The 14,944-nt window shown below is 67.7% G+C and carries 17 protein-coding genes; 13 read left to right on the top strand and 4 right to left on the bottom strand.

Annotation, left to right across the window (positions count from 1 at the left end; all coding sequences use genetic code 11):
• Positions 1-1,170 (top strand): enhanced intracellular survival protein Eis, encoded by a 1,170-nt coding sequence (gene eis / locus ACFV2X_RS43010; RefSeq protein WP_385626899.1) that lies wholly within the window; start codon positions 1-3, stop codon positions 1,168-1,170.
• Positions 1,171-1,202: 32 nt separating this feature from the next.
• Here the strand turns inward: eis and ACFV2X_RS43005 are convergent, their stop codons facing one another.
• Positions 1,203-1,529, bottom strand: coding sequence for a hypothetical protein (locus tag ACFV2X_RS43005; RefSeq protein ID WP_385626897.1), 327 nt, complete (start codon positions 1,527-1,529; stop codon positions 1,203-1,205).
• Between the two features lie 167 nt (positions 1,530-1,696).
• On the opposite strand from ACFV2X_RS43005, the gene ACFV2X_RS43000 reads away from it, so the two are divergent.
• Together ACFV2X_RS43000 and ACFV2X_RS42995 are read left to right on the top strand one after the other, a co-directional pair.
• A complete protein-coding gene (locus tag ACFV2X_RS43000; protein ID WP_385626895.1) occupies positions 1,697-2,143 on the top strand; it encodes a hypothetical protein in 447 nt (148 codons plus the stop codon).
• A gap of 224 nt (positions 2,144-2,367) precedes the next feature.
• A complete protein-coding gene (locus ACFV2X_RS42995; RefSeq protein ID WP_385626893.1) occupies positions 2,368-2,721 on the top strand; it encodes a hypothetical protein in 354 nt (117 codons plus the stop codon).
• A 129-nt stretch (positions 2,722-2,850) separates the two neighbouring features.
• Here ACFV2X_RS42995 and ACFV2X_RS42990 read toward each other — a convergent pair whose 3' ends face one another.
• Complete coding sequence (locus ACFV2X_RS42990; RefSeq protein ID WP_385626892.1) at positions 2,851-3,390, bottom strand: hypothetical protein; 540 nt, start codon at positions 3,388-3,390, stop codon at positions 2,851-2,853.
• A gap of 210 nt (positions 3,391-3,600) precedes the next feature.
• On the opposite strand from ACFV2X_RS42990, the gene ACFV2X_RS42985 reads away from it, so the two are divergent.
• Complete coding sequence (locus tag ACFV2X_RS42985) at positions 3,601-3,927, top strand: hypothetical protein (protein ID WP_385626890.1); 327 nt, start codon at positions 3,601-3,603, stop codon at positions 3,925-3,927.
• A 27-nt stretch (positions 3,928-3,954) separates the two neighbouring features.
• Positions 3,955-6,141 (top strand): type I-E CRISPR-associated protein Cse1/CasA, encoded by a 2,187-nt coding sequence (gene casA / locus ACFV2X_RS42980; RefSeq protein WP_385626888.1) that lies wholly within the window; start codon positions 3,955-3,957, stop codon positions 6,139-6,141.
• Between the two features lie 189 nt (positions 6,142-6,330).
• Here the strand turns inward: casA and ACFV2X_RS42975 are convergent, their stop codons facing one another.
• Entirely contained in the window at positions 6,331-6,501 is a 171-nt protein-coding gene (locus ACFV2X_RS42975) for a hypothetical protein (RefSeq protein ID WP_385626886.1), read from the bottom strand.
• 31 nt (positions 6,502-6,532) lie between these two features.
• Here ACFV2X_RS42975 and ACFV2X_RS42970 point away from each other — a divergent pair, with 31 nt between their 5' ends.
• Positions 6,533-6,835: a hypothetical protein gene (locus ACFV2X_RS42970; protein ID WP_385626884.1), complete on the top strand. Its 303-nt coding sequence runs from the start codon at positions 6,533-6,535 to the stop codon at positions 6,833-6,835.
• Between the two features lie 148 nt (positions 6,836-6,983).
• Here ACFV2X_RS42970 and ACFV2X_RS42965 read toward each other — a convergent pair whose 3' ends face one another.
• Positions 6,984-7,208 carry a hypothetical protein gene (locus ACFV2X_RS42965; RefSeq protein WP_385626882.1) on the bottom strand — a complete coding sequence of 75 codons (225 nt, stop codon included), beginning with the start codon at positions 7,206-7,208 and terminating at the stop codon, positions 6,984-6,986.
• A 526-nt stretch (positions 7,209-7,734) separates the two neighbouring features.
• On the opposite strand from ACFV2X_RS42965, the gene ACFV2X_RS42960 reads away from it, so the two are divergent.
• The 7 genes from ACFV2X_RS42960 (at position 7,735) to ACFV2X_RS42930 (ending at position 14,842) form a co-directional block, all read left to right on the top strand.
• A complete protein-coding gene (locus ACFV2X_RS42960; protein WP_385626880.1) occupies positions 7,735-8,478 on the top strand; it encodes a hypothetical protein in 744 nt (247 codons plus the stop codon).
• A gap of 464 nt (positions 8,479-8,942) precedes the next feature.
• Positions 8,943-9,218, top strand: a complete 276-nt coding sequence (locus ACFV2X_RS42955; protein ID WP_385626878.1) for a hypothetical protein — start codon at positions 8,943-8,945, stop codon at positions 9,216-9,218.
• Positions 9,215-9,607, top strand: a complete 393-nt coding sequence (locus ACFV2X_RS42950) for a hypothetical protein (protein WP_385626876.1) — start codon at positions 9,215-9,217, stop codon at positions 9,605-9,607. Before ACFV2X_RS42955 ends, ACFV2X_RS42950 begins: the two co-directional genes overlap by 4 nt.
• Before the next feature lie 203 nt (positions 9,608-9,810).
• Positions 9,811-10,494, top strand: a complete 684-nt coding sequence (locus ACFV2X_RS42945) for a plasmid partition protein (RefSeq protein ID WP_385626874.1) — start codon at positions 9,811-9,813, stop codon at positions 10,492-10,494.
• Positions 10,491-11,405 carry a hypothetical protein gene (locus tag ACFV2X_RS42940; RefSeq protein WP_385626873.1) on the top strand — a complete coding sequence of 305 codons (915 nt, stop codon included), beginning with the start codon at positions 10,491-10,493 and terminating at the stop codon, positions 11,403-11,405. Before ACFV2X_RS42945 ends, ACFV2X_RS42940 begins: the two co-directional genes overlap by 4 nt.
• 348 nt (positions 11,406-11,753) lie before the next feature.
• A complete protein-coding gene (locus tag ACFV2X_RS42935; RefSeq protein ID WP_385626871.1) occupies positions 11,754-13,325 on the top strand; it encodes a DUF2637 domain-containing protein in 1,572 nt (523 codons plus the stop codon).
• 272 nt (positions 13,326-13,597) lie between these two features.
• The gene (locus ACFV2X_RS42930; protein WP_385626869.1) at positions 13,598-14,842 is read left to right on the top strand and encodes a helix-turn-helix domain-containing protein; all 1,245 of its coding nucleotides are present in this window, start codon (positions 13,598-13,600) and stop codon (positions 14,840-14,842) included.
• Positions 14,843-14,944: the final 102 nt, after the last annotated feature.

The following is a 14,944-nucleotide window of genomic DNA, read 5'->3' as shown; positions in this document are numbered from 1 at the left end:
ATGCCCGATCCCGTCCGGATCGTGAAAGCCGACGAGACGCTGTGGCAGGAGTACAACGAACTCGCCACCCGCTCCTACGGCCATACCGTGGGAGACATCACCCGCCTGCGCGACTACGCCGACATCCGCGTCGCGGTCCGCGACGGCCGCGTCATCGCCGGGGGCCTCAGCTTCCTTCTCTCCCAGTTCTTCGGCGGCGCCCCCGTGCCATCGGCCATCATCAGCGCCGGGGCCGTCGCCCCCGAGGAACGCGGCGACCGCCTCGCCAGCCGCCTCCTCACCGAACGACTCCGCCCGCTGCGCGAGAACGGCGCGGTGATCTCCACCGTCTGGACGACCTCCAACGGCCACCTGCGCCGCCTCGGCTGGCAAGCACCGGTCCCCGTCTTCGCGTGGTCGATCGCCACCGAGGACCTCAAGCGGGCCTTCACCCGATCCGGCATGGACATTGAGCACGGTCGGGCCCAGGAAGGTGAGGAGCTGCAGCGGCGCTTGGCCCGGCAGTGGAACGGGCCCATCCTGCGCCCGGACTGGTGGCCGGCCTGGCTGGATGACAAACGAGAGCTGACCACTTACCGGTTCGGACCGTCTCGGACACCAACCGGGCTGCTGTCCATCGCCATGACGCGGCACCCGCGGCACGGCATGGACCTGGCCGTTCATGACTTCTGGGCCGCCGACACGGAAACCGTCAGCGAGATGATGGCCTTCCTCGGCGGCCACCACACCCGGGCCTCCGCCATCCACTTCCGGCGCTCCACCCTGCCCCCGTACCCCACCCTCCTCCACCACCTGCACCGATACCGGCTAACAGCGGAGGCATGGCACCCCTGGATGCTCCGCATCCTCGACCTCCACGAAGCCATCCGGCTACGCGGCTGGCCGACCGGCCTGGACATCTCCGTGCCCGTGGAGATCGAGAGCGAGACCGGCGGCACCTGGCAGTCGTACCTGCTGGAAGTGAAGGACGGCACCGGACGGATCGCCGCGGCCCCCGGCCACGGCGACGTCCGGCTCACCCGAGGACAGCTGGCCGTCTGGTACGCGGGCGGCTACCGAACAGCGGCCGCAGCGGACCTCGCTGGCGTCGCCGCCAAATCCGAGGACGCCCTGGCCCAGCTAATCCGGGCCACGGCGGACGTTGAGCCGTGGCTGCCGGACCACATCTGACGCCAACAGAACCGGCCAGGCCGGCCAGGGCGTCATCGCCTCTGCTCCCGATCGGTGTACTCCATGGCACCGTCGAGGATGGCCAGGAATGCGTCGGCATGACCAGCTCCGATACGGAACTGGTCGGCAAGATCCTTCGCCTGCTCATCACGCTGCGCGGACGTGAGGTTGGTGCGGAGCGTCTCGGCGATCTGACGATAGGCAGTAGCGGCCTGCGAAGCTTCCTCCGTCAGGGGATCCCCATCCTCGGCGCGCCGGTTGGTACGCCCCTGCCCTGTCCGCCCGGCATTTTCCGGAACGGCCTCCAGGGACTCCTGGGTGGAACGCGGTGTTCGTGCGGTGGTGTACTGCTCAGTCACTTGTTCAGCTCTCCCTTGCTTACTTCCGCCATTATTCGATCAGGTTGCATTCCAGCGCGCGACCCGATTGCATTCGAACGGCGGGCCCGCCTGTACAGCGGCGGCAAATGGTGTGCGCTGCAGGCGGCCGGGAACGACTGATATGAACTGTGGCCTACGCTTCCGCCATGGCCATCCACTTCACAGCGTTCGTCCTCCCAGCCGCTACCAGTGGTCTTTCTCACGACATGCCCGTTCTGGCTGTGGGAGCGGATACGGCCGAAGAAACGGAAGAAATCTCCCTCGTCCTGTCAATCCATCAGGCCAGAGGTATAGCCGTTCCGCTCTCGCCAGCGTTGAAGGCGCTTGCTGAGATCCCCGTATCCCAGGCATGGGTCACGGCTGTCGAGCAGCACAACCGCCGAGCCAGGGCCGTCCTACTCCGCGAAGCCATATCCGCCGATATCCCGTCCAGATACAAGGAATTCGCGGAGGAGCTGGGGCCCGATGTGCCGTCATGGGCGGGGATGCTTCTGTCGGGCCGGATCCTCGTCGCTACGCGCGACGTGCCGGTCACGTCAGGAGAGGATCCGCTGCTGATGAGCCTCGTCGACGCCAGCCGGAACAGTGCCTGAAAAGAGGGCACCAACGGCGGAGAACTAGGGCGGCGCCTCGCCGGGTCACTACTGCGTCGCCATCGGTGTGCTGCCGGCGCCGAGGACCGAAGCGTCGTTCTGGAGCAGCCAGCGACGGCGGCGTCCCGCCCGGGGAGCGGCAGTAACGGCGGGGCCCGGAAACCGGGTTCGTCTGAGTAGGCCAGCTCATGCATCCTGCGGTTCGGCGGCGTTGGATACCTGGCATGACCGAGGAGAGCCTGGAGACCCGCACCTACCGAGGGTGGAGCGCACCGCTGATGTCCACCCTGGTCACCCTGCCCATGGCGCTCTACGCCACCGCCCTTGTCGGGCTCTCGCCCATGTCCTGCGATCCCTGCGGTGATGCCGAGCACGACCGCTTCGAGAAGGACTGGGAGGCCGCTTGGACCATCTACCGGCTCGGCCTTGCCCTCCCGGTCGGCCTGCTGCTCGCCGACTACGTGGCGACGTGGCAGCGGCGCGAGGGCGCCCGGCTGTGGCTGGCCTTCATCGCCCCGATCACGGTGGTCCTCAACTACCTCCTCTTCGCTGGCATCCTCGAGGAGCCCGAGGTCTGATCACCCGGCTGGCGCTGTGCGGGGGGGACCGGCCGCACGGCGCGCGCGTGAAGCAGCCCTGTTATCTGCGGTATCGCACCGATCTGCCGTTGCCACACAATCCGGTTCGCGGGGCCCTGGAGAGGCCCCTCACCTGGAGGCTTCGGGGTTGGTTCCGGGCTCGAACTCCACAGCGCCGCCCTTGCGGTGCTGCCTGAAGCCCATGACCAGCATGCGGCTTCCGAGGCCGAACCGCTTGGGGCCGATCCACTCACGCATGCCCTTCCAGTCGTCCGCTTCGACGAGCTGGCGGCAGCGCGGACAGGCATAGAACCGGTCGCCGGACAAGAAGGTGCCGCCGGGGCCCTGGACGCCGAATTCGGTGACCTCGAAGTAGACCGTGGGGTTCAAAGCGGCGCAGAAGTCGCACTCGAGCTGTCCCTCCGCGGCCGCGCTGATGGCGAAGGGGGGCATCGTCTCCCCGCGTGCATGGGCGGCGTCACGCTCGTCGAGGGACGCCATGATCTGGTCGAACAGACGGGTCAGGGCGTCTCCGCCCTCGGCGCGGCCGTACTCCACCAGGCGGGAGGCTTCCTCGTCGTCTCCGTCGGCACGGGCGGAGCGGACACGCTGCACCAGCGTGTGTAGCCAAGGGGCGTCGGCAGGGTCAAGGTCGATGCGTTCAGTCACCTCCCCACTATGGCGCGCCGGGGTCTCCCCAAACGGTCAGGCGTACGACCGAGCGCGGACGCGTCGGCCGTCACAGCGGGGCCGACATCCGATCACATCTCGTCGGCCCACCCCACATGTTTTCGAAACAACGAACTTGTTGTGTGACTTCTTAAAGTTTGGCATGCTCGGGCGCACACAAGAGTCCGTGACCAATAGGGGAGCACAAGCATGTCGGAGATCACGCACTACACGGCGTGGCTCGTCAACGATCCGTCCTGCCTCGATCAGGGCTGCATGGACGTCACGGTCCTGCAAGACAAGCTCATTGGTGAGGACCCCTCCAAGGGCGGTGACTGGTCGACCGACAGCAGCAAGCCGCGGGCGTTCTATGCCGTGACCACGGTGGACGCTCGTGAGGGAAGCGTCGAGGATGCCATGAGCGAGGCCGAGGAGCTGATGGTGCGGGCCGGGTGGCAGACCGTCGGCAGTTGGGACGCCGTCGCCAACGCCTACATCGTGACCGTCGCCCGAGACGGCGACCGAGCCGCCAACTGACCCGCCAGCTCCTGGAGGCCCTTGCCCATGCCCCTGTTCCCATTGACGACCAGCCCGTGGATTCCCGTCTACGACCTGGACGCGCAGGCGTCCCGCAGCGTCGGCATCACCGATGCCCTGCTGCGCGCACATCGGTTGGTCTTGCCCGACAGCGCCCAGGACGGGCCGGTCCTGCTGCGGCTGCTCGCCGCGGTGTTCGATGCCGCCGCGGGCCCCACCAACTACGACGACTGGACCACCGCGTGGACGAGCCCGGCCCTGGACGCCGAGCGCATCACCGCCTACCTCGACCGGTGGCAGCACCGGCTGGACCTGTTCCACCCGGATGAGCCCGCCTTCCAAAGCGGCGCTCTCACTGAGTACCCGCGCGACGCGCGGGTATTGCACCCCTCCTACCTCGGCGGCGCCGGCGGAGCCCACTTCAATCACATTCTGTACGCCGCGGAGGAGGAGTTTCCCGCATGGGAACCCGCCGAGGCCGCCCGGAACCTCCTGATCCTCAATGGCTATGACGTGGCCGGCATCAAGAGGGCGGCGCCCGGTGATCCTGCCGCCAAGCAGAGCAAGGTCTACGGAGCGCAACTCGCCCACATCGCGCAGATCACCCATGTCAACGTACGCGGCCGAACCCTGAAGGACACTCTGCTGCTGAACCTGCCGCCGCAGCCGCGCCGCGCTGGCGACGCCCCAGTCTGGGAACGTCCCACGCCGGACGCTGCCATGGTCTCGCGGAAACCGACCGGCCGACTCGACATGCTGACCTGGCCCTCCCGCCGGATGCGTCTGCACGCCAACCCTCAGGGACAGGTCGACGTCGTCGCCTGGCACGACGGCGACCGCCTCACCGACGGCTGGCAGCAGATCGCACAGCTCGATCCGATGAGCATGTGGCGGACCGGCAAGGACGACCGGTGGATACCGCAGAACGTGACGGACCAGCAGGGCCTGATCATCCCCTGGCAGGTCGCCCAACTGGTCCTCGACCCGTCCGGCGACGAGAGCGGATGGGCGATGCACTCCGGAGCGGCTCAGCACCTCGCCCGCCTCCTGGATGACGGCGTGCTCGCCGACTACGGCCCGCTGTCCGTCGCCGTCTCCTGCGTACAGCACACCAACCCGCACAAGTCCGTCATCAGCGACGTCCCCAGCGCAACGGTGCCCCTGGCCACCGGTGAATTCCTCACCAGCCCCGAAGACCGGGCTGACCTGGCCGCGAGCGCCCGCACCGCGAGCGCCTACCTTGCCCGCATCCGCCACATCATCCGCGAGATCGCCCCACCACACACCCCCTACGACGCCCGCCTGACCTTCATGACCCTGTACGACCGCTGGCCGGAGGTTGCTTCCCTGCTGTTCGGGGAACCAGTTGACGGCCGACGGGCATGGCGGTCCATGCTCCGCGAGCACGCCGATCACATCGTCCAGGCGCTGCCCCTGCGCTCCTGGGACAAGGAGCAGGCTCTCGCCGAGATCCGGCATGCCCTGGATACCACCCGCTTCGTCGGCGAGGCCAGCCGGACCGAACGGGAATGGAAGACCGCCCCGGCCAGGAAGAAGAAGACCCGCACCGGCCGCCCGACCAGCCGCACCCTCACTGCGTTCGGCCAGACCAAGACCATCGCGCAATGGGTGAAAGACCCCCGCTGCCCCGTCTCCTACGTCACCTTGCGCCGTCGAGCCGCCGCCCTGCTCGACGGAGACGACGCCACGCACATCATCACCACTCCAGGCACCCGCGGCATGCAGCCCGCCCCTATCACACCCGATCCCGCCATAGCGCCCGAGCCCATCCCGGCACGGGAGGAGTCCCCGGCCCGGCCGCAACGCTGCGTCAACTGCGGCCGGTCTCTGTCCGAGAACGACTACCGATCCCGGTGCGAGAAGTGCCGCACCGAACGAGTCAGCCAGGACTGGGGCTACCGCAAGGAGCTCGCCGAAGCGATCTTCACCATCGACAAGCGCGGAGAGGTTCTACGACGTCTCGCCGCCGGCGACGAACTCGCAGACGTGTGCACCGACCTCGACCTCACCCCGCACCGGGTCCACGGTTTCCGCGCTTACGACGACGAGTGGGGCCAGGCCCTCGACCAAGCCCTCATGGCTGGCCGCGACCCCGACCTCGACCACGGCTCGGAACAGGCTTACCGTCACGGCCGCTGCCGGTGCCCCGAGTGCCGCGAAGCCCACGACGCCAGACGAGGTCCCCGACAGTGAATACCGCGTATGTGGCTAACGTTGTCCGCGCTGCCCCTCTCCACCGGGGCTCCGAGCCGACAAGCGCGCTCAGCGCCCTGGGCCGACCCAGGCCCGCAGCATCTACGTGACCATGCGGCCGTCTCTCCGGCACGCTTGAACCCTGTCACCAGCCGCAAATGGCGATGATCGGGCCTTTCCGTGCGGGGCTCAGAGGACGCCGCCCTTTGTGCGGAGCCGCCGGGTCTCCGCGAGGGCGATGCTCAGCGCGGAGCCGAGTTGGTCGGCCTCTTCGCCGGTGAGGTCGGCCTGCTTCTCGGCGCGGCGGAGCCGGTCCTCCAGGAGCGCGCCGCGCAGGGCCGAGGAGGCACCCGCGGGCATCACTGAGCGCGACGACCGTGCCGTAGAAGCCGTGCATCAGGTCGTCCGTGCTCTGCTGGCCGTCCGGGTCGCCCGGGACGGACACCGTCGTGCGGGCGAGGATTTCGGCGGCCGCGAGAAGGCGTCCGGCCGCGATGGCGGGGCGCTCGATGGCGCCGCCCCCTTCGGGGTCGATGTGGAGCGCCCGCAGCGCGTTGCCGATCATCTGGACCGCGCCGGGCCGCTCCGGGGCCTCGCCGGTCGCGTCGAAGGTGTCGTCCTGGTGCGTCATGGGCGGCAGCGTAGTGGCCCGGACCGGGCCGGTGAGCAGGTTCCCGGGTGTGCGGGTAAATAGATGACTTACCCGCACGCTTCGTCACAACGGCCCCAGGTTGCGGCTGGTGGCAGGGGTTCTTACCAGCACACATCGAGGTGTCGGGCCGCACCGAAGATTTCAGTCGGCACGGCTGTGACCTGGGCACTGAAATCTTCGGTGCGGTGGGTCACCTTGATCGGCATCCGGCCGTCGTTCCGATCGCGCCAGCGGGGATGAGTCCGGCGTTGATCGCCGATTCCAAGTAATTGCGGGCTTCGGGCAGCCCGGCGGCCTGCTCCTCGTCGGTCAGCTCCTCCCACGTCGGGAGGTGGGTGCAGTCGTGGGCGAACTGCTGGCGGGCCTTGGCCAGGGCCAGCACGCGGGGATCGTCGAGTGGGATCTGGGGCAGCACGGCGTTCTCCTCGGCGAGGCGGGGGCTGGTCGATGGTGCTTCGTCTTGAGGTACTGAAGTCTTCACTGCGGCAGTGAAGAAGCTACTGAAGTCTTCCTGGCGGCACTGAAGTCTTCGGTGCGGTCCGATACGAGTCTCATTTTCAAGATCATCAGAGCCGCGCATAATTCCGGTTATGCGCGAGTCTCAAAATGGCGTGGCCATGCCATTTCCTAGTAGGAAAAAATCGCGGAGAAGTAGGTAAGCTACCGAATGTGACCACCCGGCAACCTGATCAAGACCGGAAAGTCGCAGGTCAGAGCCCACTTCTCAGAAGTACGACGCGCGGGACGGCCCCCCGCGTCGCCGACACCGGAGGGCGTACGAGTGCACGCCAGCGACGAACTGCCCCAGTCCGCCCTCGCGCACAAGCCCCTGTGATCCGCTGACGGAACGACGACCGATGCGACGCCCCCGCAAGACCATGCCGCCACCGACATCACGGGAAACGCGCCCCGCGCGGCAGGCCCCAGTGGAGCCGCCGCGCGTGCTGGCCTCCCAGTTGTACGACCTGCACCGCAAGGTCAGCAGGGGCGAGCAGTATCTGGAGCGCTGGCCCGGCGATGCGGAGCTGTTCGGGGTGCTCCAGTTCGCCCAAGAGCACGCTGACCGGCTGAACGGCGAGGCGTACCAGGAGGCGGCGGTTCTCCGGATGCAGCTGGCCGAGTGGCTGCGCCTCGCCGCCGACCCCTTCCAGCTGTCCGCGATCGACGATGCCCGTGCTGGCGGCACCTCCTGGAGGGAGATCGCCCTCAAGCTCCGGTACCTCGACCGGCTGGGGGAGCCGAACCCCGGCAGTGCGATGAACCTGCGCAAGCGGCTGTACGTCGCCGTCAACGGCCGCCCCGGCGACAGGCGGCAGCCGCAGGTCGCGCACCTCATCGACAGGCGGGCCATGGAGGCACGGATCGCAGAAGCTCGCCTCATCGAGGTCGGAGAGGCGCACTACCCGGAGGCAGATGTGGCCGCGCGGGCCTTGCTGGAGTACTACAGATCCGGGGAGATCCCCGTCGACCCCGACGACGATGGGTTCTGGTGGGAGGAGCTCGCCGGGGCGGTTGACGACCGCCGAGATGCCTCCGAGCGCGCCAACCTTCTGGTGTACGTTCGCGGCGTGGTACGCGAGACGTACGCGTACGCCAAGCGCTCCGGTCAGCCCCCAGCAGTCACCGATCGAGCAAGGCAGGTCCTGAAAGAGGCAGCCTCGCTCGTCAATCTCGACGCTGGTTGACGCGCAGGCAATCCCCGCCGAGGCTGGCTGCGGCCAGATCGAGCCGCCAGCACAGGAATGAGGCACCTCACCACGCCTCAGGTCCGCCACCGCGCCACTCGATCATCGGCCCTTCCAAGTCCACATCGTCCGGGTTCAGGCCAGCCCGGCGCAGGAACTCCAACAGGTCAGCCGCACCGTAGGCGACCCCCAGAGCTTCCCCGCTTACGCGCACTCTTCGCCCACCGCCCTCCGCGGGCGGGTACACGACGACCGGGGCACGAGCCATGGAACCAGGCTCCGACGCGCCGCTCGTGGCCGCATCTCGGCCCGGCTCACCAGTTCTACCTGCGCGACCAACATCCACCCTGCGCCCGACAGCTGCGACCCGGGCCCGTGGTCGCACAGCCACATCGCCAGAAGGCACACCAACGAGTGCACCCAAACACCTCGCATGCCACACCGGAATGCGGTATGACTCTGGTATGACCGAACCCAAGGCGTCATCCAAGGCAGCAAAGATCGGTATCTCTCTCCCGCCCGAGGTGCTTGAACAGCTCAAAGCCCGAGAGACCGCAGGTGAGATCCCGAGCGTCTCCGGGCACATCACGACCCTGCTCCAGCGTGAGCAGGAAGCCGCCGAGGTGGACGCCGTACTGGCGCGCCTCTTCCCTGCCGGGCGCCCCGGGGATGAGCACCTGGAGTGGGCCGCCAAAGCGCTCGGCGTCGGCGACAGCACCGGACAGAGCAGCGCCGCGTGATCGGCGGCCGCATCCTCGACACCACGGCGCTCACGGCCGCCGCCCGCGGCAGCCTCTACATGCAGGCCCTGCTGTCCATCGCCCACCAGCGTGTGATCCCGCTCCTGGTACCGACGACCGCGCTGTCCGACGCGTACGCCGACCTGAAGCCGGACGCCGCTCACGCCCTGTCGACCATCGTCCAGTTCCCGCTGCTGACCGTCGCCTCACTGGATGAGGCAGATGCACGAGGGGCGGGGATCCTGCGCGCGAACGTCAACAACGAGGCCAGCACCACGGCCGGCCACGTCGCCTACCTGGCGGCTGCCCGGCAATGGCCCGTGATCACGGGCCATCCCGAGAGACTGCGCGCCCTGTACCCGGACATCGAGACCGAGGCGCTGCCGTGAAGGTAAGGCCCGACCACCCCAAGGGGTTACGCGGTCAACGCGGCATCGTGCCCATCCAGGCGGCCCTTCCGTGACAACCAGACCGCGAAACGAGGAGGACCAGCGGGAACTCCCATGGAGCTTCTCCACCTTTCCTCCGGACTACCTTGCTGCCGGTGTTTGGTCATCGACCGGCTGGGGGAGCCGGGCATATGGTGGCGCGCATGCTGATTGCCAGCCTAAAGCCGCGAACTATGGGCGGTACAACCAACACGGGGCTACTGGCTTATGCGCTGGCACGGGCTGGCCACCCCGTCACCTGCTACGACGCAGACGAATCCCTCCAGCTGGCCGCGTGGGCCCGCGACGTCGACGACTTCCCGTGCAAGGTGTACGAGGCCGACACCCCCGCCTTTGCCGAAACCGTCTACTCCACCATGGACCACAGCCGCATCAACCTGGTCGACGCCGGCCACGCTGAGAATCACCCGGACATCGTGGACAGCGTCCTCGAAGTCGCGGACCTTGCCATCGTGACGGTATCTCCGACGAAACCTGACTACGATCGCCTCACGCGCCCGGAACGGGGAACACCCCTCGCAAAGCTGATCAAGCGCAGTGCTGCCCTTCGTGATTCCGGGCAGCCGCCCACGACCGTCGTCCTCCTGAACCGCTGCCAGGCCAGCTCCGCCAGCCCGGCCAAGTACGCCGAGCTCCTGCGCAGCGGAGGCGAGACCGGCGCAGAGCCCCGGTGGGTCGTACTGACGACCCGCATCCCCCGGCGAGAGGGCATCGCCTCCGCAGTCGGAGCTCTCTGTGACAAACCTGAGCGTAGGGCGCCGTACGACACCCTGGTCACCGAACTTGCCCAGATGGGACACCTGCCCGGCCTGCAGAGCACCTCATGACCTCCGGAGATGTCGGCCGGCGGCGGGACCGGGCCCATGCTTTCGTACCCGAACTCATCCCCGAGCCCGCGGACCTCGACCGTACGGGCCCCCTGGACACCCGCGAACAGCGGGATCTGGAGCGTATCCACGCCGCCCGCGACAACCACCAGAACGCGCGGTGGATGCGCGGCAAGGCGCTGGAGGCCGCCTTCCGTCGGCGCCTGTTCCGAGGCGAGGACGGGACCCGCACACGCCAGGAGTATCTGAACGACGAGTGGGACGGCATCAGCGAGTCCGCCGCCTACCTGGAGATCAAGGAATGGCGTCTGGCCGCGCAGATCGCCCAGACTTGCGACCGTCCTGCCCCGGATTCCCACGTCCGCGCCCTGGTCGACGTCGCCCAGCAACGAGGCCACGAAGTGGCAGCGCTGCAGTACCACGAGCTACGCCTGTACGGGGCTGAGCGCGGGCTCAAGGTCACGGCCATCGTTGTCCAGAACCTCGCCACATACCTCGCCACGGGCGAAACTCCCGCCACAAAGGCGCCAGAGCTGCAAACCCTCTTCACGCCCCGGCAACTACTGCCACCGGCCAAGCGGAAGGACCCCATCGAGCCCACGGACTCATCCCCCAGGGAGGGAGTCCTCACCGGGGAGGCATCCGATAGTGCCCCCGAGGACGGATTCCAAAATTTTGGAATCCCTGAGAGCCGCCAAGCGTCCGCGGCAACAGACGGCGACCAGGGCCAGAGCACCCTCGACCTGTCCGCCGAGCAGGCAGCCCAGGCATCCGACATGCTCGACGGAATGTGCGTGGGTTTCGTGGAGGGTGGCCTGCTGCCTCACGCTCGCACGGACACGCTCAGGGCCATCCTTGCTTCGGCGCAGGCCATCGCCACGGCCGCTGAGGAAGAACTGAAGAAGCGGTAGCTCGTGTTGACGTGCGGAGGGGAGTCACGCAGATTGGCGTGCCTCCCCTCCGCGTCACTTGCGTGATGCGCTTGCATCTAGCCGGTCGGGTCAGTTCAGACCTGTCTCCGTTCTCCTCCGAAGGAGCCAGAGGTCGACGAAGCGATCCGCCTCGGGGCTGGTGGGGGTACAGAGCTGGAAGAGGATGCTGCGGTATCGGAGGCTGGAGGTGCGACCTCCTAGGGTTATGACACCTGAGCTCCAGAGACCGATGATCGGAGAGTCCATGCGTCACCAGGCGGCGGCCGCCAGTCGCAAGCCCAGCAGGCCCGAAGGCGCGGCCGCATGCTGGGGGAAGGGGCCCCGCTGATGAGCGTCGAGAAGTTCATGCTCCCCGCCGGCATCGGGTTTGCCGCGCTCTGCGTCCTCGCCACAGTGGGGCTCGTCCTGCGCTCACGCCGCAGCCGCGAACAGGACAAGATGTCCGTCGAGGATCGCGAACGGCTGGCCGAGGAACGACGCAAGACCTGGCGTCGGCGCCTGGCCGTGATCAGCCTTGCGGTGGCCTTCGTCATCATCTTCTGTATCGCAGGGATCGCGGCGTGGCTGAGTTTCGGCGCGCAGAAGGCATACGCCTTCGACCGCAACGGCGGTTCGTGGTCTGCTGCGACCGGCTTCGCCCTTCTCCTGGACGCAGGAGCGCTCGGCCTGTCGCTGCTGCGACTTTTCGAGGCGCTGACAGCCAGGTCCAGCCAGCTGACGCGCTTCTATCTGGTCGCGTTCATCGTGGCGAGCGCGACGATGAACCTGCTGCACGCCCCGCATGCCCCGGGTGAGACCGCCTCGCTCGGCGGGCGGCTCGTCGCGGTCATCCCGCCGCTGGTGTACGCGGTGTTCCTCGAGACGCTGTTGAAGAAGGTGGAGCAGCTGGTCCTCGGGAAGTACCCGAAGCGGAAGGAAAAGAAGAGCGTCGAGCGCGGGTACAGCCTGCTCCTGTGGGTGCCGTTCGTCGGCTACCCCTGGCAGATGTGGAAGAAGTGGCGTGCCGACCTGCATGGCACTCTCCAGTACGTGCGGGCCCCCGGCTCCAGGGCCCCACTCCCTCCGCTCCCCCAGCGGCAGGAGTTGCCTGCCGCCCAGCCGAGTGCCCCCGCACCGGACTCGGCCACTGCGGAGAGGCTGACGGTCCCGACCGCCGCCGATTCACCGCCCCCCGCCCCTGCGATACCCACCCCCGCGGCACCGGCCCCTGCTCCAACCCTGGACGCCGCGACCGCCCCGCCGTCGGTTGGAGGCCTGGTGCCTCGGCAGGTCCCAACTCCCACCGCCGCACTGCGGCAATCAGTCCAGCCGGTGCCGGCCGCCGCTGCGGCGGCTCTCACCCTTTCGGAGTCGGTCGCCGCTCCTACCCCGGACGCTGCAGCTGCTCCGGCTCCGATCGCCGATCCAGTTCCGCAGCCAGCAGCACCCGCCACTGCAGCGACTCCCGTCTCCTCGGGGCCAGTCTCCGCTCCAAATCCCGCCGCCCAGCCTCGCACCAAAAAGGAGCAGCTGTTCCTCGCACTCGCCGAGCAGATCCGTCAGGGTGACCTCCGGGTCCTCTCCGACAGCGCTCAGACCAGCAACGCAGCGGCCTACCAGGCGAACCAGAAGCTCGGTCGGCAAGCCGGGCAGCGGAATGGGGAAGGGCTGATGAAGGATGGAGCGGTGCGCACTGCGGTCAAGCAGTTGCTGCCCGCGTTGCGTCAGGTGAGAGATGAGACCGAGCGGCAGCGTGCGGCTGAGCCCGGGTTGGCTTCCGCTCCTGCGACGGCTTCCACTTCTCCTAGTGACGACGTCCAGGGGCCGGAGACGCCAGCAGCGGCCATCAGGCGGCAGGGCACGGCTGAGGAGGCAGACGCCGAAGCGGCCACAGAGCCGAAGGAGCCCTCATACGCATAGCAGCCAGCTTCTACATGGGCCGTGCGGTCGGCCCAGTACATGGGCAAGCCGCTGTGCATTCCGAGGCTCCCGGTTCCATGAGGTTCAGGTTGGCGGAGGAGCTCACGGACAAACCTGCTCTTGAGGCACAGGTGCCCTGGGCAGCCTTCCGGATCTGGGTGCCGAACAGCCGTACAACACGACGACCCCCGCCGGATGGTCGGGGGTCGTTCGCTGTAATCCCGAGTGCGCCGGGAGTACCGTCTGAGTGTCGAGTTCAGAACGGAGTCAGTATGCCGCACACTTCATCAGGCTTGGGAGACAACGTGCGTGCGCATCGGCGCGCCGCGGGCATGAGTCAGGAGCAGCTCGCCCACGACGCCGGCCTGTCGGTGTCGGTCATCCGTAAAATCGAGCAGGGCGGCCAGGCCCGAGTGGAGACACTTCACAACGTCGCCCAAGCATTGGGCGTCTCCACCTCCACCCTCTTCGCCGTTGATGCCCCGAACCCTGTGGTGGGGGATGAGGCCAACCGTCAGATGCTCGCACAACTCCGGCGCGCCCTGATGCCGCCGGTTGGCATCGACGAGACTCTGGCCGACCCCGGCGAGGCCGAGGATCTGTCGGAGCTTCGCCGACGCATCGATGACGGGCACGCCCTCTACCATGCCGATCGCTACGACTCGGTCGCGCGGCTGCTGCCCGGACTGCTGCGCGGCGCAGAGGCCGCCACCGCCGCGGCGCAGGGTGAGGAACAGCAGCAGGCATCCACCGTGCATGCTCAAGCTCTACTGCTCACCGGCAAGTACCTGACCCAGGTACGGCAGTACGACATGGCGTATCAGGCGCTCGCCGAGGGCATCCGGCTGGCTCGGGAAGCAGGACAGACGCTCAGTGCTGCGACGGGGGTAATCGGCATGTGCTGGCTCCTCCTACGCCAGGACCGGTTCGATGAGAGCGAGCACTTGGCCACCGTCACCGCGGGACAGATCGAGCCTCGGATCTCCTCCGCCGCCCCAGGGCAGCTCGCGGCCTGGGGGGAGCTGTCGCTCCGGATTGCTTCCGCTGCCGTTCGGAACAACCGGCCCGATGAGGCGACCGAAGCTCGGCGCATGGCCGCCACTGCCGCAAGTGCCCTCGACCAGGAACACGTCGACTACCGGACGCACTGGACCACGTTCGGCCCCGTGACAGCTGAGTTGAAGGCTGTCGAGGACCTATCGATCGCCGGGGACGCGCGGGGGGTGCTCCGCCGCGCGGACGAAGGTCTACTCTCCCAGAAGGCGCTGCGGAAGTTCGGCAAGCCCAGTGCGAACAACTGGGACCGGCACCGCCTGGATGTCGCTCAAGCACATGCCAAGCTGGGATCCACGCAGGATGCCATGGATGAACTGAACCGCATCAAAAGGTCGTCCGGCCACTGGCTCAAGCATCAGCCGATGGCGCGGTACGTCATGCGCGACCTGCTGAAATCACGAAAGCGGACGTTGACGCGTGACATGCGTGTGATGGCCGCTCACCTCGAAGTTCGCGCGTAGGTGACACGCTCCGTGGCAGTTCCATCTCAACCGGTGGCGAACTGCCACGCTACGCACATGGCTTGAAACACTACGTCCTCGTACGGTCCCTCACACACCATC

The organism is Streptomyces sp. NPDC059679, assembly GCF_042734105.1.
In the GTDB taxonomy this organism is placed as follows: Bacteria; Actinomycetota; Actinomycetes; order Streptomycetales; family Streptomycetaceae; genus Streptomyces.
The sequence above is the reverse complement of the archived record's forward strand: the minus strand, read 5'-3'. Positions and strand labels throughout refer to the sequence as shown.